We start from the raw sequence: 21,194 nt of genomic DNA on the forward strand, positions 1-21,194 counted from the left end.
TGCCGAAGCCAACTATGCGAAGCGTTCACGCCAAGCGAATCTCTATGCTGGATCCGGTCCGCGACTGCCGCGAGATCGTCTACCTGCTGACCTGCTACGAGTTTCCCTGGGACATTGAGCGCGCCCTGGAGTTCGCCCTGTTTCGCACCTACGCCGTACCCTCCATCTCGGGCCTGCTCGACCGAACAGGAGAGTTCACTCGGCGGCCGCGCAAGCGTTACGACGACACCGAGTTGATCTTGGCGGAGATCCTGGAAAACGGGTTCGACACCCCACGCGGGCAAGCCGCGCTCAAACGCCTGAACGGGATGCACGGCCGCTTTCGCATCGCCAACGGCGATTTTCTCTACGTCCTCAGCACCTTCGTGTTCGAGCCCCCGCGTTGGATCGATCGCTTCGGCTGGCGGCCCCTCACGGCTACGGAACGGCTCGGTTTCTTCCACTACTATCGGGAACTCGGCCAACGGATGCAGATCCGCGACATTCCCGCTACCCTCGAAGCGTTCGAGCGATACAATCAGGACTACGAGGCACGGCGCTTTCGATACCGGGACACCAACCAGCGTATCGGCACCATCACCCGCGACCTGCTGCTCGGCTTCTATCTACCGCGGTTCCTGCTGCCCCTGGGCCGACCGTTCGCTCATGCAGTGATGGACGAACCCCTGTTACAGGCGATGGGGTTCAAGCGGCCCTCCAATCTCCTGCGCCGCCTGGTCACGGGGAGCCTGAAGCTGCGGGCGCGGGTCCAGCGATGGATGCCGCCGCGGCAACGTCCCCATTTGCTGACGCGTGTCAAACGACCCACCTATCCAGAGGGATATGAGATCGCTGAACTCGGCACGTTCGACGAGAAACCGAGCAGTAGCGGAGCCCCGGTATGAGGCCGGTCGAATTTCACCTGCACTCGCACTGGCGCGTCCAGGCGGGCATCGACGAGGTCTTCGAAGTGATCAGCGAGCCCCTGCATTTCGTCCGCTGGTGGCCGGCCGTCTATCTGGAGGTGGAGGAGATCGAACCGGGTGACGGCGACGGTGTCGGCAGGACGCTGAATCTCCACACCCGGGGCCTGTTGCCCTACACCTTGCATTGGCGGGCTACGGCGACGGAGGTGAACAAGCCCATGCGGCTGGTCGTCGAGGCGCGGGGAGACCTCGAGGGCACGGGGGAATGGAACCTGCACCAGGATGGCGAATGGACCGAAGTCGACTACGACTGGAAGGTGTTCGCCAATAAACCCTGGATGCGGTACCTGGCCCCGCTCCTGCGGCCGGTGTTCGCGGCCAACCACCACTGGGCGATGAACAAGGGCCGCCAGGGACTCGCGCAGGAACTGCGTCGGGTGCGGGACGGCCAGTCAGCTACGTAATTCCGGGGCCTCACAATCACGAAACGGCAAGCCGATGGACTGTGCCTATGGCGAATAGGCCGATCGCGACCAGCCATGCGATACCGGGGACGGGTACCGCATTCGCCGCCAATTGTCCTAACACTCTGTGGGTAACCGCTGTCGGATGGATCTTGTCGAAAAAAACGAACTCCCGAGGCTGGCTGCACAGTGTACCCGGAACGCCGATGAAACCTTCGAAACAGGGTTGCGTCGTGTTCACCCCAGCCGGCAGTCCGAAGCCTGTCGGGTCGTCGATGAAATCGCGCAGGAACGTGAATACATCCAGGCGTGTAACCTCGGCACTGATGGAGTCGAGGCCGGCATCAACGAGGTCGTTGAAATTCTGCGACAGCGTAGTGGCCAATAATTCGATCCCCGGTACGCTGGGCGCGAGTGCCATCATCTCTGGTATCAGGCCGAGATCAGGGACCGAGGGGATGAGCAGGTCACGCGCACCCGCCATGACCAGGTCGTTGATGGCCACAAGCAAATCGGCTGCGCTTTGTGCAATGAGCTGATCGGCGAACTCCGGCGATCCGCCGTTTGCGACCGAAAGGATGGCATCACGCACGTCGTTCGATCCAATCCAGACCGTGTATAGACTGGCCGAATCCAGGTGGTCGCCATTGTTGAACAAAAGGAGATCCCGCTGGCCGAACAACGTCAGCTGGAGCGCTGTCGTGGCGTCAGTGAGGGGGTTGAAAGCTGGGTTGGCTAGATCGGAGGCGTGATATCTAGTACGTGCGCCACCGACCGCATAGTTGGTACCGCCGGCGAATGACGGATTGATGTCACCCGGAAGCCCGAGTCTGCGCCACAGCGTTTCGGTGTAATTCGGCCCGTCGGAAAACCGCCCTTGAAAATAGGGCGGGTCTTGCGGCAGCGGCCCACCAGGCGAGCCCTGCGTGGCCAGGCGTAGATTACCCACATCCGACAGACTGTCACCCAGCACCACGAGATCGGCATAGGCATGAGACAAAGCGGGGAGCAGGCACGACAACAAGGTTAGCACCGCAAGCGAACGACGGATTGTAATTGGCATAGCCATGGCGGATGTCCTCGACGATAAAGCGATAAAGGGGCCAGACTCAATGGCGCTTAGCTCGGAAAATTCACAAAAAAGGCGATCCTCGTTTAACCCACTGATATAATGGGTGTTCCGCCAAAAACGCTTCGGAAGAAGCCAAACGAGGTCGCCCGTGTCGAATTCTACCCCGGAGCAACTGCGTTTTCCTGCCATCGATGGACTCGCCGTACGCGGCGCCTTCGACGGCGGGGCGCTGTCCTCGGATTTCGACGCGCTTCTGCTGCGCGGCGTCGACCGCCAGCTCGGACTCACCGCGCGCCTCGCGGCGGCTATGTCGATCACCCGCTGGCGGCACTGTTCGCCGATCCGCGAGATTGCCGCGGCTGTCGAATGCGCAGAGCGTGGTGCGCGGGAGGACACACATGAACGTGCCGAATAGCACCATCAGCACCATCCTGCGGAAACTCGACTTCGATGATCTCCACGACTGGGCCGGTGCGAAGATCGTCAATCGGGGCAAGAATTATGTGAAGCACGTCGATCAGCTTTCCCACACTGAGGACAATACCCTTGTCGCATGGGTCACCGGCAACGATCGATACGCAACGTCCGTCCGGATCGGCGCTGATGGTGATTTCGACGAGTTCTGCACCTGCCCCTATTCGTGGGGACCGTGCAAGCACGCAGTAGCCGTAATCCTGGCCGCGGCAGAACATTTGAAGGTCAAACGGATGATCCCGTCACTGGATGAAGGCAGCGATCTCGGCCAGACATTGCGTGGCGATATCGAGGAAAACGAATGGCTCAACGGCGAGCGGGAGGAGAACAATGAGTCTGGGCGCACCCCAAGTCGCACAGAGGCTCAGACCAAGCTTGAAGAAACGCTCGAAAGTAAAAGCTACGATGAACTGCTCCACCTGCTCATTGAGCTGAGCACCCGGTTCCCAAAGGTCAAGCAGTACATCGTCGAATCCGAACAGCTTGCTAGTGGCCATGTGGACAAGCTCGTGCGTGCATTGCGATCGGAGATCCGGGATCGCACCGCCGAGGCAGCCTGGTACAACCACTGGCGAGGCGAAGGCAGCCTGCCCGATTACTCACACGTCGAGGATAGATTGCGCGCATTGGCCGAGCAAGGCTATGTCAATGCGGTGCTCCAGCTTGGCGAGGAGCTCTGGATCAAGGGAAACCAGCAAATTGAGCAGTCCGATGACGAGGGCGAGACCGCCATGGCGATCTCCGGGTGCTTGGAAACGGTGATTGCCGCGCTGCCGGGATCATCTCTGTCGCCATCTGAGCAGCTACTCTGGTAATCGACCGGATGCTGGAGGATGACTATTCTCTGCTGGATTGCGCTAACGAGTTCCTTAAACGGCCTGCCTACGCGCGCGTCCATTGGCAGGAAGTCGCGGGTACACTCGAGACACGATTGCAGACCCTACCCAAATCGCTTAGCGCCGATTTTTTCGACCGGTATCGGCGCGAACGACTGATGAACACACTGCTTGAAGCGTACGCCCGTGCCGGATGGAAAGACAAGATCATCCCCCGGCTCGAAGACGACGCGGACGCCAGTCACTGCTACCCACAGCTAGCCGATGAGTTACTGGCGGCTGACGAGCGTGATCGGGCCCGCCGATGGTGCATTCAAGGCTACACACGTACCGTGGACAATGCCCCCGGCATTGCTTCCGCTTTGCAAGAGCGGCTACGCACGATCGCGCAGCAGGAGCGGCGATACGACTTGGTCGCGGCCTATCGGGCACAGGACTTCTTCCACCGGCCCTCGAGCAGAGATTACCAAGAACTACGCAAAGCAGCCGAAAAGGCGGAATACTGGCCCGCCGTGCGGAATGCGGTCCTTCATTATCTCGAGACCGGGCAAAATCCAGCATTCGGTCACCTAGAGGGTAAGAAAAGCGGCTGGCCGCTGTCTTCGCCAGAGGTCGAACCGCCAACCACCCGCAGTCGAAAAGCCTATCAGCGGTTTCCAGATATTGAGACGCTCATCGACATCGCTATCTTAGAAAAGCGTCTCGATGACGTCGTCAACCTTTACCAACGTCTGCGCAAAGCAAAACGGTGGGGCCGGGAGATAGACAAGACCGTGGCGAAAGCCGTGGCCGATACACACCCGGACCTTGCTCCCACGATCTGGACAGAGATCGTCAACAGTCTAATCGATCAGGTCAAACCGAAAGCTTATGAGGAAGCAGCCGTTTACCTGCGTTTAATGAAGAAAATCTACGCGCGGAATCACCGCTTGGAAGATTGGCAGAAGTTGTTGGAAGGATTGCGAAGAGGACACAAAGCCAAGCGGCGGCTCATCGCGATCCTCGATACCCTGTCGAACAACAAGCTCGTGGACTGACTGGCAGCACCGGGCAGTGAATTTCGTTCGCTCGCTCAATGGCTCAGGCCGGATTCGCGTCGCCCCGTTTGCAGAAAACGTGCGCGCAACGCCAACACAGGATGTAATGCGTCTTCTGGCTGCGTGCCGGCTGGAAATCTTCGTTTGCCTGCCCCGACTTTGACACTCCCACGTACAGAACCACATCGCTGCTCTTCGAGATCGGCGAAGAGGACACCGGCGCCGGCGAGGCGGGCACGGTGCGCGGCAGCGTGGCGCCCGAGGCAAAGCCGCCGAGCGTCTCGATGGCAAGTTCGTCGTCCACAGTAATGATGATACTTTGTCCGCCGAGGACATGGCCCTGGGCTACAAGCAGCTCCAATGCGTCGAGGAGGCTTGGCGGAGACTCAAGAGCGGCCTGCGCATGCGCCCGGTCTACCACTGGGCGGTCCACCGCATTCACGCTCAGGTGGCGCTGACAGTGCTGGCGTTGCGGCTCGAGCGAGCCGCGGAGCTGGCCTGCGCGGATACCTGGCGCAATATCCGCGATGATCTCAAGCAGATAAAACTCGCGCAATTGTCGAGCCCCAACGGCACCGTCTGGCAGGTCACCGAACCTGCCCAAGCCGCCGCTAAGAGACTGAAAGCACTAAAGATCAAAGCCCCGGCACCGCTGCTCGACCTCGCCTGACGACCTGCGTACATGGGTGTTTTTAGCAGCGCCCACAAGCTATTGTTGTACCTATAAAATATGGAATCATGTGCGTAGGCATTGTCAAAGTCGGGCGCGAGCGTATCGCCTAGAAGGGTCTGTCGGTATATGGACGTCGATCGTCGATCAGGCACCAGGTTCCCTTAAGGGAGCGGGTTGCCGAACAGCATGCCGTAGACTTCGATGGATTGCGCATCCGCATCGACGGCGAGTTCTTCGGCCAGTGACGCGGTGAGTGCAATTCGCGGTCGGGCGTTCGGCTCGAAAGACGGGGGTGCTGTGTGGTCCCGGGTAATTTTGTGGCCGGGTTCGATCTTGGCACTCAAAGCGTCTGCGGCATGCACCACCCAGGATTCGTCCCGATAATGCCGGCTCCGATTAGGATGATGGTGATAGGCGGTTACCTCACAGAACACCGCCGGTAGGCCCCAACGGTGCAATAAAGCTTTTCCAACCGCAGCATGGGTAAACCCGAGCACCTTCTGTTCCACACGATAGAGCGGATCGTTCGAATCGGCGAACCGGGACAAAACCTGCTCCGAGTGCTCTGGGAGCTGCTGATAGATCGCCAACTTGCCGATGTCGTGGAGCAGCCCGGCGACGAAGATTTGCTCGCTCTCGGCGATCCGTAGCCGCTTGGACAATAAGCGCGCCATAATGCCGCAGTAAACGCTGTGGTGCCAAAAATCGGCGACATCAACCAGCTGCGTGTCAATGCGGGCAAACGCGCTGGCTACGCTAGTGGCGAGCACGAGCTCGTGCAGCGCTCGGATCCCGAGCACCGAGATCGCGAGGGGTACGCTGTCGATCCGGGTCGCTAGGCCGAAATAAGCACTGTTGACCAAGCGCAGCAAGCGTGCTGTGAGAGCCGGTTCGTGGCGGATCACCTTGCCTATATCCGCCACACTGTAGCGGGTGTCGGCCAGCATCTCGTTGATGCGGTGATAGGCTCGTGGCAGGGAGGCGAGGTTCGCGGTATGGGCGGCAATTTCATCGGCTGTCATCGCGCGAATGGCTTTCCATGCGGTAGCTGTGGGTGTCCTGCGAGTCGAGGGTTGCCATGACACACAGAAAATCATCCTGCCACTGGATGTGTGTGGTGCGAGGCCCTGAACGTTGGTTGTATTCGACCAATCACCCGTAATCTTAGCGTTCGGGCTCCGCACGAAGTTTCGAAGGTTTCGCAATAATCAAAAATGCATCCTGACTCGCAAGGCATCGCGTGAACGTCTGACCGCCTTAGCCGATCGCCCGCTGTTCGGCTTGTGCACTCAATCCTCGTGCCGGGCAAGCTGCTCAGTCAGTTCGGCGGGCGTTTGCAGCGGCGGTAAGCAGCTGTGTGCACGGCAGATCCAGGCTCCCTGGCCTTCCAGGTGTACCGCGCCAATCGCCATGAGACCATCATCTCCGGGCAAAAAGAACACCTGTCGGGCGGGCGCATAATCCTGCTCGACGGCTCCGCGCCAAGCCGCTGCCTCTCCCGGAGGGCAACGGATTAGGACCGTTTCCACCGGGTTGAGCTGTTCTTCGAGTGCCGTGATCAGCGCGCAATGGCCGTGCGGCAACTCTTTCATGGCGCCGGCGCCGGCCTCTACCGTGCGTTCGGCCGCTGCCAAATAGCGCGGTTCGGCGAGTAGATGTCCGAGCCGTGCGAGCGCGAGCGCGGCAATGGCATTGCCCGAGGGGCAGGCGTCATCGCCGAGCGGGCGGGGACGCTGTACCAGCGGCTCGTGGTCGTCGGCGGTAAAGAAAAAACCGCCGTGGGTCTTATCCTCAAAGCGGGCTAACAGCAGATCGGCGATGGCGCGCGCCCATTGCAACCAGTGCGGCTCCCAGCGCGCTTCGAGCTGTTCGAGCAGCGCGGCGAGCAGATAGGCATGATCATCCAAATAGGCCGGCAAATCCGCCTGGCCGTCTTTCCAGACCGTAAGCAGGCGACCGTTGCGCCAGAGGTTCGAATGTAGGAAGTGCAGCGTTTGATCGCCTGCGGCCGTAAGGGCTGTATTGCCAAAACGCCGCCCCGCTCTCGCCAGCCCGCTGACCATCAAGGCATTCCAGCTGGTAAGAACCTTCTCATCCCGCGGCGGGCGTGGCCTTTGCTCACGGGCCTCGCGCAGGCGCTCACGCGCCGATCGCCACAGGGCTATCAACTCCTGGCGCGGGCGGTGCTGATTGTTGGCTAAGTCGGTGAAGGTCAAACGGACATAAAGGTGCCAGCGGCCTTCGAAATTGGGCTGATTATTAAGACCGCAACGGGCCAGGACGACCTCGGCCTCGTCTTCGCGCAGCACATTGCGAATCTCCTCCGGAGTCCAGAGGTAGAAGGCGCCTTCGCCGCCTTCGCTGTCTGCATCCAGGGAAGCGTAGAAGGCCCCGTCTGGATGGCGCATTTCGCGCAAAGCCCACTCGGCGGTCTCGTTCGCCACCCGTTGGAAGAGCTCCTCGCCAGTGGCTCGCCAAGCGTCTGCGTAGAGTGCTAGAAGCTGGCCATTGTCGTAGAGCATTTTCTCGAAGTGCGGAATGATCCAGTAATTATCCACCGAATAGCGGGCGAATCCGCCGCCGATTTGATCGTAGATTCCGCCCAACGCCATTTTGCGCAGCGTCAATTGGGCCATGCGCAAGGCGTCGTAGTCGGGGACGTCGTTGGCCGCCGTACGGGCATAATGGCGTAGCAGCCGCTCGATGCTGCTTGGCTGGGGGAACTTTGGCGCTGGACCGAAGCCGCCGAAGGTTGAATCAAATTCTCTGGCCAGCGCACTGCGGGCGTTGTCGAACAGCGCCGCCTTCGGTGCTCCGGCGCGGTTCGGCGGTGGCTCGGACAGGCGGTTAAGCGCATCCAGCACGGCCTGATTTTGCTTTTTGATGGCCTCGTGTTGTTGGCGATAGGCTTGGGCGATCTGCAGTAGAATTTCGTGAAAGCCTGGCAGCCCGTAGTGCGATTTCGGCGGGAAATAGGTTCCGCAAAAAAACGGCATCTGCTCGGGGGTTAGGAACACGGTCAGCGGCCACCCGCCTGGCCGGTTGTTCAACAGCTGGTGGGCCGTTTGGTAAATTCGGTCCAAGTCGGGCCGCTCCTCGCGGTCGACTTTGATGTTGATGAAGTGTTCGTTCATCGCCCGCGCGATTGTCTCGTCTTCGAACGACTCGTGGGCCATGACGTGGCACCAGTGACAGGCCGAATACCCGATGGAGAGCAGGATAGGGCGGTCCTCGCGCCGCGCTCGCTCCAGTGCCTCCTGACCCCACGGGTACCAATCAACCGGGTTGTCGGCGTGTTGGAGCAGATACGGGCTGGTAGTGGCGGCGAGTCGATTGCGAGCATGTCGGGCTTTGCGCATAGCGGCGACCTCACTGCTGGCGGAGGATGGGCGGAGCCGCGGGGCACCAACGGCGCCAGACTGGATTTGCCCATGCTAACATCTTCGGCGAGGGCTTCGGCGGTGAACCAAGGAGGCGTAGTTGCGCATCGATCCACACAGCGGATTGGTAAGTCGCGCGCGTCATGTGGCCTCGCCGAACTGCGATGAGCGCCCACCCGAGACCGTGGTGGATCTGGTGGTTATCCACGGTATCAGCCTGCCGCCAGGGCAATTCGGTGGGCCCTGGATCGATGCCCTGTTCACCAATACCTTGAGTCCGCGCGCGCATCCCTATTTCGAGCAACTACACGGCCTGCGCGTTTCAAGCCATCTACTGATCCGCCGCCGGGGTGAAGTGATTCAGTACGTGCCCTTGCATCGGCGGGCCTGGCACGCAGGTGTCTCCCGCTTCGAGGGACGGGAGCGCTGCAACGATTTTTCGATCGGCATCGAACTGGAGGGGGCAGACCATCGCCCTTATACCGAGGCTCAGTATCGCCGTTTGCTTGGCTTGCTGCGCGCCATTATGGTGGCCTATCCGGCTGTGACCCCGGCGCGGATCGTCGGGCACTGCCATGTTGCCCCTGGACGCAAGAGCGATCCGGGGCCGGTTTTTGACTGGCAACGGCTGCACGTCGAGCTTTGTGTCCCAGGCTCCGAAGATGAAACACTCTGTATCAGTCCATAAAGTGTGGAGTCGGCCGGCGCTGGGCTTGCCTGCCATACAAGCAGCGTGCGAGCCGTATAATCAGTATGCCGGTAACACCTCGGTTGCAAGGAAGAGCGCATGCATTTGATCGCCATTTTGCTTGCCCTATGGGCCAAACAATATCCGCAGCAATTGGACCGATTGCGCGTTACCGACTCATGCTACCGTTATGCACGTTGGCTGCAGGCTCGGTTGCCGGTAGGGCTTTGGGATAACCGTGCCGGAGTGGCCCTTTTGCTGTTGCCCCCGGTACTGGTTGCCTGGTTGATCCAAGGCTGGTTCGGGGATTGGTTGTTTGGCTTGGGTGGCATGCTGCTCAGTGTGGTCGCGCTGCTATTCGCGTTTGGCACGGAACACAGTGACCAGCTGGTAGAGCAGTTTTTACAGGCTTGGCGCGAGGGTGACCAAGCGTTCGCGCGACAGGCGGCCGCGAGCTTGAATGGGGGAACGCTTCCGCCGACCCTTGGCGAGGGACTGCCGCAAGCCGCGGTGCAGGGGCTTTTCTGTTACAGCCATGAGCGAATTTTTGGCGTGCTCTTCTGGCTGGTTGTGCTGGGCCCCGTAGGCGCCTTCGCTTATCACTTGATTGTGCTCGCGCGTCGCTTTGGGGACCATCATCCGGACAGCGGACACGGCTTTCGCCAGTCAGCGAGAGAGTTTGCATGGGTGGCCGGCTGGCTGCCGGCGCGTGTTACCGCTGGCTCATTCGCGTTGGCCGGCAGTTTCATCCATTGTTTGGAAGGTTGGCGCGAGCGGCGCCATCTTCCGGAGCTGGACGGCAACGCCGAGCTGCTTGCCGCAACGGGGTTTGGTGCGCTCGGCCTTGCGCCGAGCAATTCCCTGCGCGATCTGCTGGATCAGACGCTCAACGATGCGCGGTCTTTGATCCGTAGGGCAATCGTGGTCTGGCTCGTGGCCATTGCTCTGCTGACCCTGTTTGGTTGGGTGCCATGATGTGAAGTACTAACGTTTGGAACGCAGTCGGATCTACAGTCGCCTGGCTTTCCGTGTTGAGAACACGATCGTGCTATATAGTGTTAGTTTTGGATTTGGGTAGACGGTGATGGGTACCCGACAACAGCCGCGTCGCGCTCGCTATGAAGACCTCTTCTCGCTGCCCGACACTGTGGTGGGGGAGATCATTGCGGGGGAGCTCCACGCCCACCCAAGACCCGGTCCACGCCATGCGCTGGCGAGTTCCTCGCTTGGCGGGGAACTCGACGCTCCCTTCGGCAAGGGGCGCGGCGGGCCGGGTGGTTGGTGGATACTGGACGAGCCCGAGCTGCACTTGGGGGAAGACATTCTCGTTCCCGACCTGGCCGGCTGGCGGCGGGAGCGGATGCCGAGATTGCCGACGACTGCCTGGTTCGAGCTGGCTCCGGACTGGGTCTGCGAGGTCCTCTCACCGGCCACGGCGAAGCTCGACCGTATGTCGAAGATGCCCCGCTATGCGGCCAATGACGTGGCCCATTGCTGGCTGGTCGACCCCGATGCCCGCACCTTGGAAGCCTTCAAGCGCAGCGACGGCCGCTGGCTTTTGCTGGCGAGCTTTGTCGACGAGGCCGATGTGGTCGCCGAGCCGTTCGACTCCGTGCCCTTTCCGCTCGCCGTGTTGTGGGCGGAGTGAAGTCTCTCTTGAATTCTGCGGCCGGGCTTACTTGCCGGCCATGCCGACTTCGTCAACCGTCCTCAATGTGCCGCTATCTGTGGCGCGGTCTCTTGCTCAATCTGCTCATCCCGCTTGGGCCGCGCAATCTCCAGATCGTATTGCTCTTGTAGCCCGAGCCAGAGCTGGGGTGTGGTCTCGAAGTAACGGGCCAGACGCAACGCGGTATCCGTTGTCACGTATAGCTCGTGGGCCGGCGCGTTGACGTTGATGTCCAGCGGCTCTAGGAATTCATGGTGAAGGATATCGCCCGGGCTCGTCGGCGCAATCGGTTCGCCACCCGCTTCCACCACATCGGTGAAGTCCGTTTCCTCCAAGTCTTCGATTCGGATGCTCATCATCAAGACCCTCAATGATACTCGGCTATCTCCACATCGTAGGCGTTGCCGTCCTCCCATCGGAAGCATACCCGCCAATGGTCGTTGATGCGGATGCTGTGCTGACCAGCCCGCTCGCTGTTCAGAATCTCTAATCGGTTGGCCGCCGATACGCGTAAGTCATTGAGCACATAGGCTCGATGGATCATGTCCAGCTTCTCGCGCGCCCACTTACGGATCTCTGGCGGTAATCGTTTGATCGGCATTCCTAGGAAGACCGCTGCTGTTGTTTTTTCACCGAACGTTCGAATCATGCTGTTCTCAGGAGAAGCTTTGAAAAATTCTATCCGTGATTAATTTATGTATAATTTTCAAAAATTTAAATTAAAACCCGACGAGTTCAAGAGAACTTTGTTAGAAGGGCGAAGCGAATGGAGTATGCATGAAGTAACATATAAAATAAATACTTGGTTGAAGATGAATTCTTTACCAACCCGGCCCAAGGGTGTCGAATGCCCGCGTCCTTTCGGCGCGGGATGCGATGACCAACGGTTTGTGTTGGCGAGGCCATGGCTGAAGAGCGCTAGGCGCTTGCTTGGCAGAAGCGTTCACCTACATTGAGAATCCCTTCGCGGAATTGCCGAGCCGCTTCGTCCAGATTGGGGCGATTGAGGCGGTAATGTAGCTACGAGGTCCTCTCCCGCATCACAGTGTGTGATTGGCGTTATGTGGGATGTTCAAGCGAATGATATTTACCAGCCAGCGCCGCCGCGGCCATCTCCAACCCATGCCGGCTGAGCCGCGTAAACCGACGCTACTGGTGCTGACCTCGACCTATCCGCGTTGGCCAGGCGACCATGAACCGGGGTTTGTGCACGCGCTGTGTCAGCGTCTGACCGATCGCTTCGAAGTGGTGGTGCTGACCTCGCGCGCGCCCGGCGCCGCTCTCAGGGAGACGATGGGCGGAGTTGAGGTCATCCGCTATCGCTATGCACCACAGCGCTTGGAAACACTGGTCTACGGCGGCGGCATCGCCGCCCATCTCGAGCGTTGCCCATGGAAGCTGTTGTTGGTGCCGGGTTTCATCCTCGGCCAATACTTGGCCGTTCGGCGACTAGTGAAGCGTCGGCGCATCGATTTGATCCACGCGCACTGGCTGATCCCGCAAGGCATGATCGCGCGCTGGCTCGTGCGGTACGTGGTGCCCGTGCCGTTTGTCGTGACCTCACATGGTGGTGATCTGTTCGGTCTGCGTGGTCAACGGCTGCAGCGAATCAAATGCGGAATTGCGACCGCGAGCGCGGCCATGACCGTAGTCAGTGAGGCCATGCGTCAAGAGGCAGGACGGCTCGGACTGCACCCGCCGCGTCTGGAAGTTTTACCTATGGGCGTGGACATGTGCGATCGGTTCATCCCAGACGACACGATCACGCGGTGTACCGACGAGATTCTGTTCGTCGGCCGCCTGGTGCCCAAAAAGGGGCTGTCGTACTTGCTCGATGCCATGCCCGCCGTGCTTGCACAGCGGCCGGGCGCGGTCCTCTCCATTGCCGGGTTCGGTCCGGAGCAGGAAGTTTTGCAGGCCCAGGTCGCGCGGCTCGACATCGAGGCGAGTGTGCGCTTTTTGGGTGCGTTTACTCAGGCCGATCTCCCGGCGTTATACCGCCGCGCCGCGTTGTTGGCGGCACCGTTCGTGCGCGATACCAGCGGTAACCAGGAAGGTCTGCCGGTGGTGCTGATGGAGGCAATTGGCTGTGGCTGCCCGGTGGTGGCGGGTGATGTGGCCGGAGTGCAGGATCTGCTGGGCGAACATAGTGATTGGGTATGCGTGGATGCCACCAACACCCCGGCGCTGGCCGAAACCATCCTGCGCGTGCTAGCGCATCCGGTGGAGGCAGGCGAACGAGCGCTCAACCTGCGCGAGGCGCTGGCACGCCGTGTGGATTGGCGCATCATCGCTCGCGGCTACACCGATTTGCTCGAAGCTTGCCTGGCCGGTGCCGTTGGCGCTGTGTCGGCCGCGCCACGCTGAGGTTATGGCAAATGAACAAACAACCCAAGCTGGTTCTACGTGAGAGCTGCGTTTACGATCTCAGCCGTGATTGGGCGCCTGGTCGATTCGTGGAGATGGGCGCCGGCACTGGCCACATGGCCAGTTTGTTTTTGGCGCGTGGCTTTCGCGGTGCCTGCCACGATCTCGGAGCCGACAGCCGAGCTATGATCCGGCGTCGATTCGCCGACGCCGGAGAGGCTATCCGGGTGGTCGATATGGTGTCTCAGCTAAACGATGCCGAGTTCGATTATCTGTTGGCATTCGAGGTGCTCGAGCACATCGAGGACCACCTTGATATTCTGCGTCAGTGGGTCCAAAAGCTGCGCCCCGGTGGTCGCGTGCTGGTGTCCGTACCCGCGCACGCATGCAAGTTCGGGCGTTCCGATCAACTGGTCGGTCATGTGCGCCGCTATGAACGAGCCCAGCTGCATGAGTTATTGGAAGCCGCCGGTATCGGCGCGATCCGTATCGTCAACTACGGCTTTCCCATCACCGAGCTAACGCGTCGGTTATCCAACTGGATGGTGCGCAATGACAGCAGCTATGAGCATCTCGATGCCGAGCAGCGCAGCATCCGCAGCGCGCAGAGTAAGCCGCGGGCGATCGATCGTGCGCTCTGCGTGGTCAGCGGCAACGCGGTGCGTCCGTTCTGCGTGATCCAGCGCTGGTTCTACCGCTACGACCTCGGCGACGGTTTGGTCGCCAGTGGCGTTAGGATCTCCGCCTAGACCGTGCGGGCGCGCAACGCTTTCAGACGGGGTTCCAGGCGCCGGATCAGCGCGGCCCAGTCTTCGATCGCTACATTCGGGCGGCGTCGATCGGATAGCTGCGCCGTGATCGCGCGTGCCAGATCGTGTGCGTCCTCGGCACGATACAATACTGCCGGCGTATCGGCGAGCAGCGTAGGCATCACACCTACTGCGGCGGCTACGAGTGGCAACTCGCAGGCGAGCATTTCATAGGCCTTCTGCGGGAAGCAATAGCGCCCGAACGCAGTATCGCGCAGGTAGATCACGCCCACATCCAGTGCACAGAATAGCTCCGCCGTGCGCGCGTGCGGCAGCGTGCCAAGGTAATGCACGCGCGCGTGTCGTGGCGGTGGGAAGTCGTGATCGTGGGGTCCGGCCAGCACGAGCTGCGCGTGTGGATGAGCGGCGGCCACCACGGGCCAAGCAGCATACAGCGCGTCCACGCCCTTATCCTTGCGCAGATTGCCGGCGGTGCCGATCAGTACGCCCTTCTCGGGTAGGCCCAGGTTGCGGCGGCAAGCCGACGGGTCGCGCGGCCGGAACACGACGGTATCCACAGTGCTCGGCATCGCGATGACCTCGCCGCGGGCGCGATAGCCGGTGCGGATCAGTTCGGACAGCGGTTCGCTGGTGGTGGTCACCAAATCGGCGTTGCGGATGGCGCGGCGCAGCGCACCCACCAGGCCGGGAATGTGCGCCTGGCCAAAGCTCTCGAAGTTGTCGTACAGATCGGCGGCATAGGGTCGATTTATGCGCTTGGCGAGCCACGCGCCCAGCACCACGTGCGGGATGTCCGATGCACCGATGACGATATCCGGCGCAAAATCGCGCAGGCGGCGTAGCAAATGCAATGGATAGCCGGCCAGGGCCGGGGCATACAGCCGGCCCAGCGAGCGCGATTCCCAAGTCAGGCGGCCACGGCCCGTACCCGCATCGTGCACCCATTCGCCGGCTGCATGTCCCTGGTAGCTGAGACAGAAGCCGCGCACATCGTGTCCCAGCCGCGCCAACTGGAAAGGAATCTCGTAGAGCCGCGCGTATCGCTCGGCGATGACGTCCTTGCCCATGTAGCGGCGCTTGCAGAGGAAGGCGATGCGCATGCGGTGTCAAACCGGTTTCGGCGCCGGCCGCGTCGCGGTCGGAAAGTCAACACGGATGCGGGCGGTGGGATGGTGCAGCAATGGCATTGCGTCCCCTGGTTCCAATGAGGCCCATGCTCCTATCCCTTGTTGGCCACTGGGACCTCACATGCCCCCAGCGGCGTTGCCTGATGCAAGGCTTTTTCGGAAACAGGCAAAGGACAAAGCGATTGTCCCGCAAAGGCGTGTGCCCGCATTGAGAATCCTGTCGCGGAATTGCGATTTACCTCATCCGGATGGGCGCCGAGGCCCCAGCATGGGATTCCTCGCTGTTGCGGGTTTACTCGGGGGTTTGCATCCAGGTGGGGATGTCACGCCGTCCGTGAAGGATGCGCCAGACATCGATGTGATCATCCCGCTCGACGTAGAAAGCCAGATAGGGATAGCCTTTTATCGGCCAGCATCGCAGACCGGGCAGGTTCAATCCATGAGCATAGCGTGTCGAGCCGATGGTCGGGTGGCGGCTTATGTGCTGGAAGGCCCGTTCCAGAGCATCGATAAACGCGAGCGCGGCGCGCTCGGCCCCCTCGTTCCAGTAATAGTCGATGACATCTTGAACATCCCGATCCGCTTGGGTGCGGGTAATAATGGGTTTAGGCTTCACTCTGAAGCGCGCTGACGGATGCGATCACGCAAGCGGTGAAAATACGCCTCATCAGCCGGGCCGCTGAACGGGGAAGCGGCGCCTTGCAACAATAGACTACGCAAACGGGTGCGCTCCTGATCCTGTCGGATTAGCTCACGGATATACTCGCTGCTCGAGCTATAACCGCCCTGTATGACTTGTTCGTCGACGAAGGACTTGAGCGAATCGGGGAGAAAAACATTCATCGTACTCATGACGTTATGATGGATGTCTTGGATATTCTTGGCAAGAATGCCTGTGGCTGAGGAGCGCCAGTGCGGGTCGACGCTCAATAGCCATTGTAAAGCGTATTAGACTGAAAGGGGCACTTAAAGCGCAGAGCAGCCACGCGATGACTGTCCGGACAAGTAGCAATCATCTCGGCGTCAACGACTACTTGGCAGGCGAGCTCCTGAGTGAGCGGCGCCACGAGTACATCGGCGGTGATATCTACGCCATGGTGGGCGCCAGCGATCGGCACAACCTGATTGCCGGCAATCTTTTCGCCGCCCTGCATCCGCTTGTCCGCGGCATCCCGTGCCAGCTTTTCATGGCGGACATGAAAGTCCACCTTACCGTTGCCGGCGAGGATGCGTTTTATTACCCGGATCTCATGCTCGCCTGTGATCCCGATGACCGCGCCCGCTATTACCGGCAGCGCCCGTGTCTCATCGTGGAGGTGCTTTCGGAGGCGACCGAGCGTATCGACCGCCGCGAGAAGCTGCTCGCCTACAGCCGTATTGAGAGCCTCCAGGAATACTTGCTGCTGTCCCAGAACGAGCCGCTGGCAGAGCTTCATCGCCGCCGTGATGACTGGCACGCTTACCGGGTCCGCGAAGGCTCGGTGCCGATCGAATGCCTCGATACGGCGTTGGATATCGACACGATCTACGCGGATCTCCCGCCCGTCGAGAGCGTACGAAGCGAGCCATAATTCAGTGCCGTCTTCCGTGCGCCAATCTCTGGAGCGTCCTTGATTGTGTTTTCGCCTATTCTGCACGGCGAGCAGGTGTCGCGGCTGTACTCAGATCTTCAAGGTCGGGTCGAGCCACAGACGGAAGCCACCGGCAAAGGCGTTCTCATTGTCGCCGCGGCGGCAGTTTGACGGCAGCTTCTTGAGTTCGTCGACATTGCCGCCCCCGATGACGATGTACTGCGGCAAAAGCGCAGCTTGTAGTTTTTCGATCACCTTGCAGACCGACTTGCGCCACTTCTTTTTGCCGCGGCGTTCGAGGCCCCGTTCGCCGACGAAATCCTCAAATGTGCTGCGCTTCTTGTAGGGAAGATGGGCCAGTTCCAGCGGTACGCAGACGTGCTCGACGATCAGCGCCGAGCCGAGACCGGTACCCAGACCGAGAAACAGCATGCGCCCGCCCTGATAGCTGCCGATCGCCTGCATCATCGCATCGTTGACAAGCCGAACCGGCTTGTCGAAAGCCGCGCCGAAATCGAAATCCTTCCAGCCCGGACCGAGATTGACCGGATCGGCTGCGGGCCGATTGTCGGAAACTGGACCCGGGTAGCCGATTCCGATTGCATCGTAATCCCAGTCTGCGGTGAGCTTCGTCATTTCCTCGACCATCTCCTCGGCCGTCATATCGGCGCTGGAATCGATCCGGCGCTTTTCGCTGCCTGTGCTCAGGCGAGCCTTGACATGCGAGCCCCCGATGTCGATCGCGAGAACGATTCTGTCTCGTTGCGCCGCGGCCCCGCGTTTTGCTGTGGTGTCTGCGCCCACCTTCGAGCTCCCTCGCTCAGCTCTAGAGTATTGCTTTGTATTTAATAAGATAATACTTCGCTGTTGACGCGGCTAGGCGGACAGCGATGTGTGCGCTCAACCGAGCAGACGTTTGGCGCTCGCCAGTGCCGCGCCCACGACTTGATCCATGTTGTAGTAGCGATATTGCGCCAGCCGGCCGACGAAGGTCACCTCGGATTCCTGCTCCGCCAACGCCTGGTAGCGCTTGAACAGTGCCTCGTTCTCGGCTCTGGGGACCGGATAGTAGGGATCGCCCTCGGCCTGCGGATACTCGCGCACGATCGACGTGCCGGAATGGTGCTGGCCGGTCAAGTGCTTGAACTCGGTGATGCGCGTGTAGTCGTGCTCGTTGGGGTAGTTGACCGTGCCGGTTTCCTGGAACTGCGCTACATCGGGCAAGTGCTCGTGCTCGAAGCGCAGCGAGCGATACGGCAGGCGGCCGTAGCGGTAGTCGAAATAGGCGTCGATCGGTCCAGTGTAGACGATATGCCGGGCCTTGATCCGGTCCCGGAGGGCGCTGAAATCCACGCCGAGCTCGACCGTGATGTTCGGGTGATCGAGTATAGCCTCGAACATCTTCGTGTAACCGTGCTTCGGCATGGCCTGGAAGGTATCGGTGAAATAGCGGTCGTCGGTGTTGGTGCGCACCGGGATCCGCGCCGCCACGCCGGCTTTGAGCTGCGAGGGCTCCAGCCCCCACTGCTTGCGGGTGTAGTTGAGGAAGAACTTCTCGTAAAGGTCGCGCCCGACCGAGTTCAGCACCACGTCCTCGCTGCTGCGCACCGGCTCGCGCGGCTCGCGCACGCGCTCGAAGAAGGCGGCCGCACCTTGCTCATCCAGCTCCAGCCCGTACAGCCGGTTGAGCGTGTCCCGGTTAATCGGAAACGGATAGCCCACCCCGTCGACCACGCCGCGTACGCGGTGCTCGTACGCCCGCCACTCGGTGAACCGCGACAGGTACTCGAAAATGCGCTCGCCGTTGGTATGGAAGATGTGCGGCCCATAGCGATGCACCAGTACACCGTGCTCGTCGTATTCGTCGTAGGCATTGCCCGCGATGTGCGCACGGCGGTCGATCACCAACACCCGCTGGCCGGCGTCAGCCAGTTCACGCGCTACGACACTGCCGGCGTAGCCGGCGCCGACGATGAGGGTGCTCAGCGATTTCATGCGATTGTTCTGTAGTATCGGACGACAACCCGCGGCGAGTTCGAGTGCGGTTCCGGCAAAGCGGGGGAATAAACGGCCTGGGAACCTCGAAAAGTCCTATTTCGCATCGTCATCCCGGCGCAAGCCGGGATCCATCTCGCTTTTCCCCAAGAAAAAATGGATCTCGGTCCGCTCGAAGCGCTATCACGCGACCAGCATAGCCCGCACCGGCGGCCAAAAAATCCGCATGGTTCACAGATCGTTCTCTTCCTACCATTCCTGGAATTCGGAAGGACGTAGCCGATAGCGTGCGATATTGTCCTCATGCAACTGCAGCAGCTCATTGATGGCCATGGCCACGAATGCGTTCACATCCTCAGCGGCAACGGATGTGCCGGCCAACTGCCGCACTGCGGGTGGCGTGATGGCGGAGCCGCTGCGCACGATGCCGCTCACGACGGCGATGAGCGCATCGCGGTAGCGCAGACGCAGGGGGTCGGGCTAGGGCAGAGCTTGCTTGATCAACTTATAGCGTAACTTCTCATTAAGTCCGGGCGTAATGTGTGCGGGGTGGCGGGATAAGATTACGGTCGTGCATTAAATGCAAAATTATCAAGTGCTTATTGTTGATGGTAAGCAACGAACCACTCTCTTCAATGTCTTCTTGCCGGACTTAATGAGAAGTTACCTTATAGCTTATAGCGCCGTAAGAAATTGAATTTTACCCAATTTCCTGGCCGGTTCATCCACTTACCTATATGCTGGCTTTCGGTGCCCGATTCGGACGACGAGCACAACGAGGGCTTCGCCCTGGAGTTCACAGATGACGCGGTAATTGCCGACACGATAGCGCCACAACACCGAGTATTTGCCCGTGGGCGACTTCCCGATCCGGCGTGGATTGTCTAATGACGCCACACGCTGTTCGAGAAAGTCGCGAATTCACTGTCGCGTTTACGGATCGAATTTCCTGACCGTCTTTCGAACCAATCGAGCGTACTCAATCCTCCAGGTCACGCCAGAACTCTTGCGGGCTCATCGTCTGTTCTTCTCCGCGCCGCACACGCTCCAGAACCTGCTCGACCAGGTAAATATCCTCGAGATCGTCCAGATGTTCTTCGACAGCCTCGCGAATATAATACGTCGCCGTGCGGCCCGTGCGCTCTGCCAAGCGTTGAAGGCGCGCATATGTTTCATCCGACAGGCGGATTGCGGTTTGTTTGCTCATGGTCGCCTCCTGGGATAAATGTAAGCCGTAGCATCCATCTGCAGTCAGGTACAGGTAAGGGCTGGGGTAAGCGCTGGTTTTCACTTGGCTACAGCAGGTTGATCGTCATCGCACTGCTACTGCTACGCCTATCCGTCCGCGGCGAAGCGCGCAGCCGCCCATCGGCCGCAAGCCGTGCCAGACGGCGTTGCAACGTGCGTCTGGGCAGTTGTGGAAACGGCCGCTCCAAAGTCTCAACGGATAGGCCGTATGGCGTAGGCGTTGCCTGCAATGTGCGGTCGGGGGTCGATCACCAGGCACGCGGTAGGCGGCGTCGGCCAACTCACGCGCGACGACACTACTGCCGGCGCAGCCGCTCCATCAGGTTGCTGATTTCCTCATCCGTGCGAATACCGTTTAGACGCAAACTCTCCTCGATGAGGTGGGTAATGGTCACGCCGCGTCTTGCCGCGGCCGCCTTCAAAGCGCGGCGCCTCTGTTCGGGTAGATCGATCGTGAGCTTCGACATTTCCGGCCTCAGAAAATATGGAAATACAGCTTCCTGAACTTTACGTCCTCACGTCCTGCCTTGTGATGTCTCAAACTCCGGTCTGCCGGCCGATGAAAAAGGCCTTACCTGAAAGCCGCATGCCCCCGATTCATCCAGGTGAAATCCTCCGCGATGATCTTGCCGAAGGTCCGGTAGGACGATAGGAAAGTTCGGTTTTGCACAGGCGGAAAAAGACACCGAGAGGATGAAGCAGTGCATTGAAATGCTTGCCGAGAGTCCGCGCATGGGAAGAGCGGCGGACGCTATCCGTCCGGATGCCCGCCAGCAACACCCGGCTTCTTGCTGGAGTGGCAAATCCCGCAACTGGGAGCCGATCCGGGTGATCTCGCTTAATTCCCAGCGGGAGTCGAAGGTCACGCCCGCCAAGCCAGAAAAGCACGTGGCGTGAAGGTGATCAGATGCGACAAGT

General features: G+C 60.3%; 26 protein-coding genes and 1 pseudogene. 12 read left to right on the forward strand and 15 right to left on the reverse strand.

What is annotated here, in order from left to right; translation table 11 throughout:
- Positions 1 to 44 precede the first annotated feature (44 nt).
- Both NB231_RS11890 and NB231_RS11895 read left to right on the forward strand, forming a co-directional pair.
- Complete coding sequence (locus tag NB231_RS11890) at positions 45 to 884, forward strand: oxygenase MpaB family protein (protein WP_005003156.1); 840 nt, start codon at positions 45 to 47, stop codon at positions 882 to 884.
- Positions 881 to 1,369 (forward strand): SRPBCC family protein, encoded by a 489-nt coding sequence (locus NB231_RS11895; protein WP_005003157.1) that lies wholly within the window; start codon positions 881 to 883, stop codon positions 1,367 to 1,369. Before NB231_RS11890 ends, NB231_RS11895 begins: the two co-directional genes overlap by 4 nt.
- 16 nt (positions 1,370 to 1,385) lie before the next feature.
- Here the strand turns inward: NB231_RS11895 and NB231_RS11900 are convergent, their stop codons facing one another.
- Entirely contained in the window at positions 1,386 to 2,438 is a 1,053-nt protein-coding gene (locus tag NB231_RS11900) for an SGNH/GDSL hydrolase family protein (protein WP_005003159.1), read from the reverse strand.
- A gap of 151 nt (positions 2,439 to 2,589) precedes the next feature.
- Between NB231_RS11900 and NB231_RS18670 the strand changes: the two are divergent.
- The 3 genes and pseudogenes from NB231_RS18670 to NB231_RS19185 form a co-directional block, all read left to right on the forward strand.
- A pseudogene (locus NB231_RS18670) lies at positions 2,590 to 2,799 on the forward strand (IS1380-like element ISTro1 family transposase); the annotation flags it as partial.
- A 40-nt stretch (positions 2,800 to 2,839) separates the two neighbouring features.
- Positions 2,840 to 3,730 carry an SWIM zinc finger family protein gene (locus NB231_RS11910; protein ID WP_005003161.1) on the forward strand — a complete coding sequence of 297 codons (891 nt, stop codon included), beginning with the start codon at positions 2,840 to 2,842 and terminating at the stop codon, positions 3,728 to 3,730.
- Positions 3,731 to 3,738: 8 nt separating this feature from the next.
- A complete protein-coding gene (locus NB231_RS19185) occupies positions 3,739 to 4,788 on the forward strand; it encodes a hypothetical protein (RefSeq protein ID WP_005003162.1) in 1,050 nt (349 codons plus the stop codon).
- 43 nt (positions 4,789 to 4,831) lie between these two features.
- On the opposite strand, the gene NB231_RS11920 is transcribed toward NB231_RS19185, so the two are convergent.
- The gene (locus NB231_RS11920) at positions 4,832 to 5,092 is read right to left on the reverse strand and encodes a hypothetical protein (protein ID WP_005003163.1); all 261 of its coding nucleotides are present in this window, start codon (positions 5,090 to 5,092) and stop codon (positions 4,832 to 4,834) included.
- Positions 5,093 to 5,107: 15 nt separating this feature from the next.
- On the opposite strand from NB231_RS11920, the gene NB231_RS11925 reads away from it, so the two are divergent.
- Complete coding sequence (locus NB231_RS11925; protein ID WP_456299407.1) at positions 5,108 to 5,458, forward strand: hypothetical protein; 351 nt, start codon at positions 5,108 to 5,110, stop codon at positions 5,456 to 5,458.
- A 164-nt stretch (positions 5,459 to 5,622) separates the two neighbouring features.
- On the opposite strand, the gene NB231_RS11930 is transcribed toward NB231_RS11925, so the two are convergent.
- Both NB231_RS11930 and NB231_RS11935 read right to left on the reverse strand, forming a co-directional pair.
- On the reverse strand, positions 5,623 to 6,483 hold the full coding sequence (locus NB231_RS11930) for an HDOD domain-containing protein (RefSeq protein WP_005003167.1): 861 nt from the start codon (positions 6,481 to 6,483) through the stop codon (positions 5,623 to 5,625).
- A 267-nt stretch (positions 6,484 to 6,750) separates the two neighbouring features.
- Positions 6,751 to 8,820 carry a thioredoxin domain-containing protein gene (locus tag NB231_RS11935; RefSeq protein WP_005003172.1) on the reverse strand — a complete coding sequence of 690 codons (2,070 nt, stop codon included), beginning with the start codon at positions 8,818 to 8,820 and terminating at the stop codon, positions 6,751 to 6,753.
- Between the two features lie 121 nt (positions 8,821 to 8,941).
- Between NB231_RS11935 and ampD the strand changes: the two genes are divergently transcribed.
- The 3 genes from ampD to NB231_RS11950 all read left to right on the forward strand — a co-directional run bounded on the left by ampD (position 8,942) and on the right by NB231_RS11950 (position 11,177).
- A complete protein-coding gene (ampD, locus tag NB231_RS11940; RefSeq protein ID WP_050756100.1) occupies positions 8,942 to 9,529 on the forward strand; it encodes a 1,6-anhydro-N-acetylmuramyl-L-alanine amidase AmpD in 588 nt (195 codons plus the stop codon).
- A 99-nt stretch (positions 9,530 to 9,628) separates the two neighbouring features.
- Entirely contained in the window at positions 9,629 to 10,504 is an 876-nt protein-coding gene (gene ampE / locus NB231_RS11945; protein WP_005003177.1) for a regulatory signaling modulator protein AmpE, read from the forward strand.
- 109 nt (positions 10,505 to 10,613) lie between these two features.
- Complete coding sequence (locus NB231_RS11950; RefSeq protein WP_005003178.1) at positions 10,614 to 11,177, forward strand: Uma2 family endonuclease; 564 nt, start codon at positions 10,614 to 10,616, stop codon at positions 11,175 to 11,177.
- A 62-nt stretch (positions 11,178 to 11,239) separates the two neighbouring features.
- Here NB231_RS11950 and NB231_RS11955 read toward each other — a convergent pair whose 3' ends face one another.
- Both NB231_RS11955 and NB231_RS11960 read right to left on the reverse strand, forming a co-directional pair.
- A complete protein-coding gene (locus NB231_RS11955; RefSeq protein WP_005003180.1) occupies positions 11,240 to 11,557 on the reverse strand; it encodes a helix-turn-helix domain-containing protein in 318 nt (105 codons plus the stop codon).
- A gap of 8 nt (positions 11,558 to 11,565) precedes the next feature.
- Positions 11,566 to 11,847, reverse strand: coding sequence for a type II toxin-antitoxin system RelE/ParE family toxin (locus NB231_RS11960; RefSeq protein ID WP_005003181.1), 282 nt, complete (start codon positions 11,845 to 11,847; stop codon positions 11,566 to 11,568).
- A gap of 431 nt (positions 11,848 to 12,278) precedes the next feature.
- Here NB231_RS11960 and NB231_RS11965 point away from each other — a divergent pair, with 431 nt between their 5' ends.
- Together NB231_RS11965 and NB231_RS11970 are read left to right on the forward strand one after the other, a co-directional pair.
- Positions 12,279 to 13,565, forward strand: a complete 1,287-nt coding sequence (locus NB231_RS11965; protein WP_198007294.1) for a glycosyltransferase — start codon at positions 12,279 to 12,281, stop codon at positions 13,563 to 13,565.
- A gap of 11 nt (positions 13,566 to 13,576) precedes the next feature.
- Entirely contained in the window at positions 13,577 to 14,314 is a 738-nt protein-coding gene (locus tag NB231_RS11970; RefSeq protein ID WP_005003185.1) for a class I SAM-dependent methyltransferase, read from the forward strand.
- Here the strand turns inward: NB231_RS11970 and NB231_RS11975 are convergent.
- The 3 genes from NB231_RS11975 to NB231_RS11985 form a co-directional block, all read right to left on the reverse strand.
- Positions 14,311 to 15,435: a glycosyltransferase family 4 protein gene (locus tag NB231_RS11975; RefSeq protein WP_005003189.1), complete on the reverse strand. Its 1,125-nt coding sequence runs from the start codon at positions 15,433 to 15,435 to the stop codon at positions 14,311 to 14,313. The two genes, NB231_RS11970 and NB231_RS11975, sit on opposite strands and share 4 nt — an antisense overlap.
- A 319-nt stretch (positions 15,436 to 15,754) precedes the next feature.
- Positions 15,755 to 16,078, reverse strand: coding sequence for a type II toxin-antitoxin system RelE/ParE family toxin (locus tag NB231_RS11980; protein WP_005003191.1), 324 nt, complete (start codon positions 16,076 to 16,078; stop codon positions 15,755 to 15,757).
- On the reverse strand, positions 16,075 to 16,314 hold the full coding sequence (locus NB231_RS11985) for a type II toxin-antitoxin system ParD family antitoxin (RefSeq protein ID WP_040662310.1): 240 nt from the start codon (positions 16,312 to 16,314) through the stop codon (positions 16,075 to 16,077). The genes NB231_RS11980 and NB231_RS11985 overlap by 4 nt, the downstream gene beginning before the upstream one ends.
- A gap of 137 nt (positions 16,315 to 16,451) precedes the next feature.
- Here NB231_RS11985 and NB231_RS11990 point away from each other — a divergent pair, with 137 nt between their 5' ends.
- A complete protein-coding gene (locus NB231_RS11990; protein ID WP_005003195.1) occupies positions 16,452 to 17,033 on the forward strand; it encodes a Uma2 family endonuclease in 582 nt (193 codons plus the stop codon).
- A 90-nt stretch (positions 17,034 to 17,123) separates the two neighbouring features.
- On the opposite strand, the gene NB231_RS11995 is transcribed toward NB231_RS11990, so the two are convergent.
- The 6 genes from NB231_RS11995 to NB231_RS18675 form a co-directional block, all read right to left on the reverse strand.
- Entirely contained in the window at positions 17,124 to 17,837 is a 714-nt protein-coding gene (locus tag NB231_RS11995) for an ROK family protein (protein ID WP_005003196.1), read from the reverse strand.
- Positions 17,838 to 17,933: 96 nt separating this feature from the next.
- Positions 17,934 to 19,028 carry a UDP-galactopyranose mutase gene (gene glf, locus NB231_RS12000; RefSeq protein ID WP_005003197.1) on the reverse strand — a complete coding sequence of 365 codons (1,095 nt, stop codon included), beginning with the start codon at positions 19,026 to 19,028 and terminating at the stop codon, positions 17,934 to 17,936.
- Positions 19,029 to 19,277: 249 nt separating this feature from the next.
- Positions 19,278 to 19,463, reverse strand: coding sequence for a hypothetical protein (locus tag NB231_RS12005; RefSeq protein ID WP_005003198.1), 186 nt, complete (start codon positions 19,461 to 19,463; stop codon positions 19,278 to 19,280).
- Between the two features lie 294 nt (positions 19,464 to 19,757).
- On the reverse strand, positions 19,758 to 19,949 hold the full coding sequence (locus NB231_RS17865) for a type II toxin-antitoxin system RelE family toxin (protein ID WP_198007366.1): 192 nt from the start codon (positions 19,947 to 19,949) through the stop codon (positions 19,758 to 19,760).
- Positions 19,950 to 20,007: 58 nt separating this feature from the next.
- Positions 20,008 to 20,235, reverse strand: coding sequence for a type II toxin-antitoxin system RelB family antitoxin (gene relB, locus NB231_RS12010; RefSeq protein WP_005003207.1), 228 nt, complete (start codon positions 20,233 to 20,235; stop codon positions 20,008 to 20,010).
- Positions 20,236 to 20,572: 337 nt separating this feature from the next.
- Entirely contained in the window at positions 20,573 to 20,743 is a 171-nt protein-coding gene (locus NB231_RS18675) for a hypothetical protein (RefSeq protein WP_005003209.1), read from the reverse strand.
- Positions 20,744 to 21,194: the final 451 nt, after the last annotated feature.

This window comes from Nitrococcus mobilis Nb-231 (genome assembly GCF_000153205.1).
In the GTDB taxonomy this organism is placed as follows: domain Bacteria; phylum Pseudomonadota; class Gammaproteobacteria; order Nitrococcales; family Nitrococcaceae; genus Nitrococcus; species Nitrococcus mobilis.

What these genes read in the sequence shown, in the direction of transcription:
- NB231_RS11890 (WP_005003156.1), top strand. Translation starts at nt 45, where the DNA reads ATGCTGGATCCGGTCCGCGACTGCCGCGAGATCGTCTACCTGCTGACC.
- NB231_RS11895 (WP_005003157.1), top strand. Translation starts at nt 881, where the DNA reads ATGAGGCCGGTCGAATTTCACCTGCACTCGCACTGGCGCGTCCAGGCG.
- NB231_RS11900 (WP_005003159.1), bottom strand. Translation starts at nt 2,438, where the DNA reads ATGGCTATGCCAATTACAATCCGTCGTTCGCTTGCGGTGCTAACCTTG.
- NB231_RS11910 (WP_005003161.1), top strand. Translation starts at nt 2,840, where the DNA reads ATGAACGTGCCGAATAGCACCATCAGCACCATCCTGCGGAAACTCGAC.
- NB231_RS19185 (WP_005003162.1), top strand. Translation starts at nt 3,739, where the DNA reads ATGCTGGAGGATGACTATTCTCTGCTGGATTGCGCTAACGAGTTCCTT.
- NB231_RS11930 (WP_005003167.1), bottom strand. Translation starts at nt 6,483, where the DNA reads ATGACAGCCGATGAAATTGCCGCCCATACCGCGAACCTCGCCTCCCTG.
- NB231_RS11935 (WP_005003172.1), bottom strand. Translation starts at nt 8,820, where the DNA reads ATGCGCAAAGCCCGACATGCTCGCAATCGACTCGCCGCCACTACCAGC.
- ampE (WP_005003177.1), top strand. Translation starts at nt 9,629, where the DNA reads ATGCATTTGATCGCCATTTTGCTTGCCCTATGGGCCAAACAATATCCG.
- NB231_RS11950 (WP_005003178.1), top strand. Translation starts at nt 10,614, where the DNA reads ATGGGTACCCGACAACAGCCGCGTCGCGCTCGCTATGAAGACCTCTTC.
- NB231_RS11955 (WP_005003180.1), bottom strand. Translation starts at nt 11,557, where the DNA reads ATGATGAGCATCCGAATCGAAGACTTGGAGGAAACGGACTTCACCGAT.
- NB231_RS11960 (WP_005003181.1), bottom strand. Translation starts at nt 11,847, where the DNA reads ATGATTCGAACGTTCGGTGAAAAAACAACAGCAGCGGTCTTCCTAGGA.
- NB231_RS11965 (WP_198007294.1), top strand. Translation starts at nt 12,279, where the DNA reads ATGATATTTACCAGCCAGCGCCGCCGCGGCCATCTCCAACCCATGCCG.
- NB231_RS11970 (WP_005003185.1), top strand. Translation starts at nt 13,577, where the DNA reads ATGAACAAACAACCCAAGCTGGTTCTACGTGAGAGCTGCGTTTACGAT.
- NB231_RS11975 (WP_005003189.1), bottom strand. Translation starts at nt 15,435, where the DNA reads ATGCGCATCGCCTTCCTCTGCAAGCGCCGCTACATGGGCAAGGACGTC.
- NB231_RS11985 (WP_040662310.1), bottom strand. Translation starts at nt 16,314, where the DNA reads ATGAGTACGATGAATGTTTTTCTCCCCGATTCGCTCAAGTCCTTCGTC.
- NB231_RS11990 (WP_005003195.1), top strand. Translation starts at nt 16,452, where the DNA reads ATGACTGTCCGGACAAGTAGCAATCATCTCGGCGTCAACGACTACTTG.
- glf (WP_005003197.1), bottom strand. Translation starts at nt 19,028, where the DNA reads ATGAAATCGCTGAGCACCCTCATCGTCGGCGCCGGCTACGCCGGCAGT.
- relB (WP_005003207.1), bottom strand. Translation starts at nt 20,235, where the DNA reads ATGAGCAAACAAACCGCAATCCGCCTGTCGGATGAAACATATGCGCGC.
- NB231_RS18675 (WP_005003209.1), bottom strand. Translation starts at nt 20,743, where the DNA reads ATGTCGAAGCTCACGATCGATCTACCCGAACAGAGGCGCCGCGCTTTG.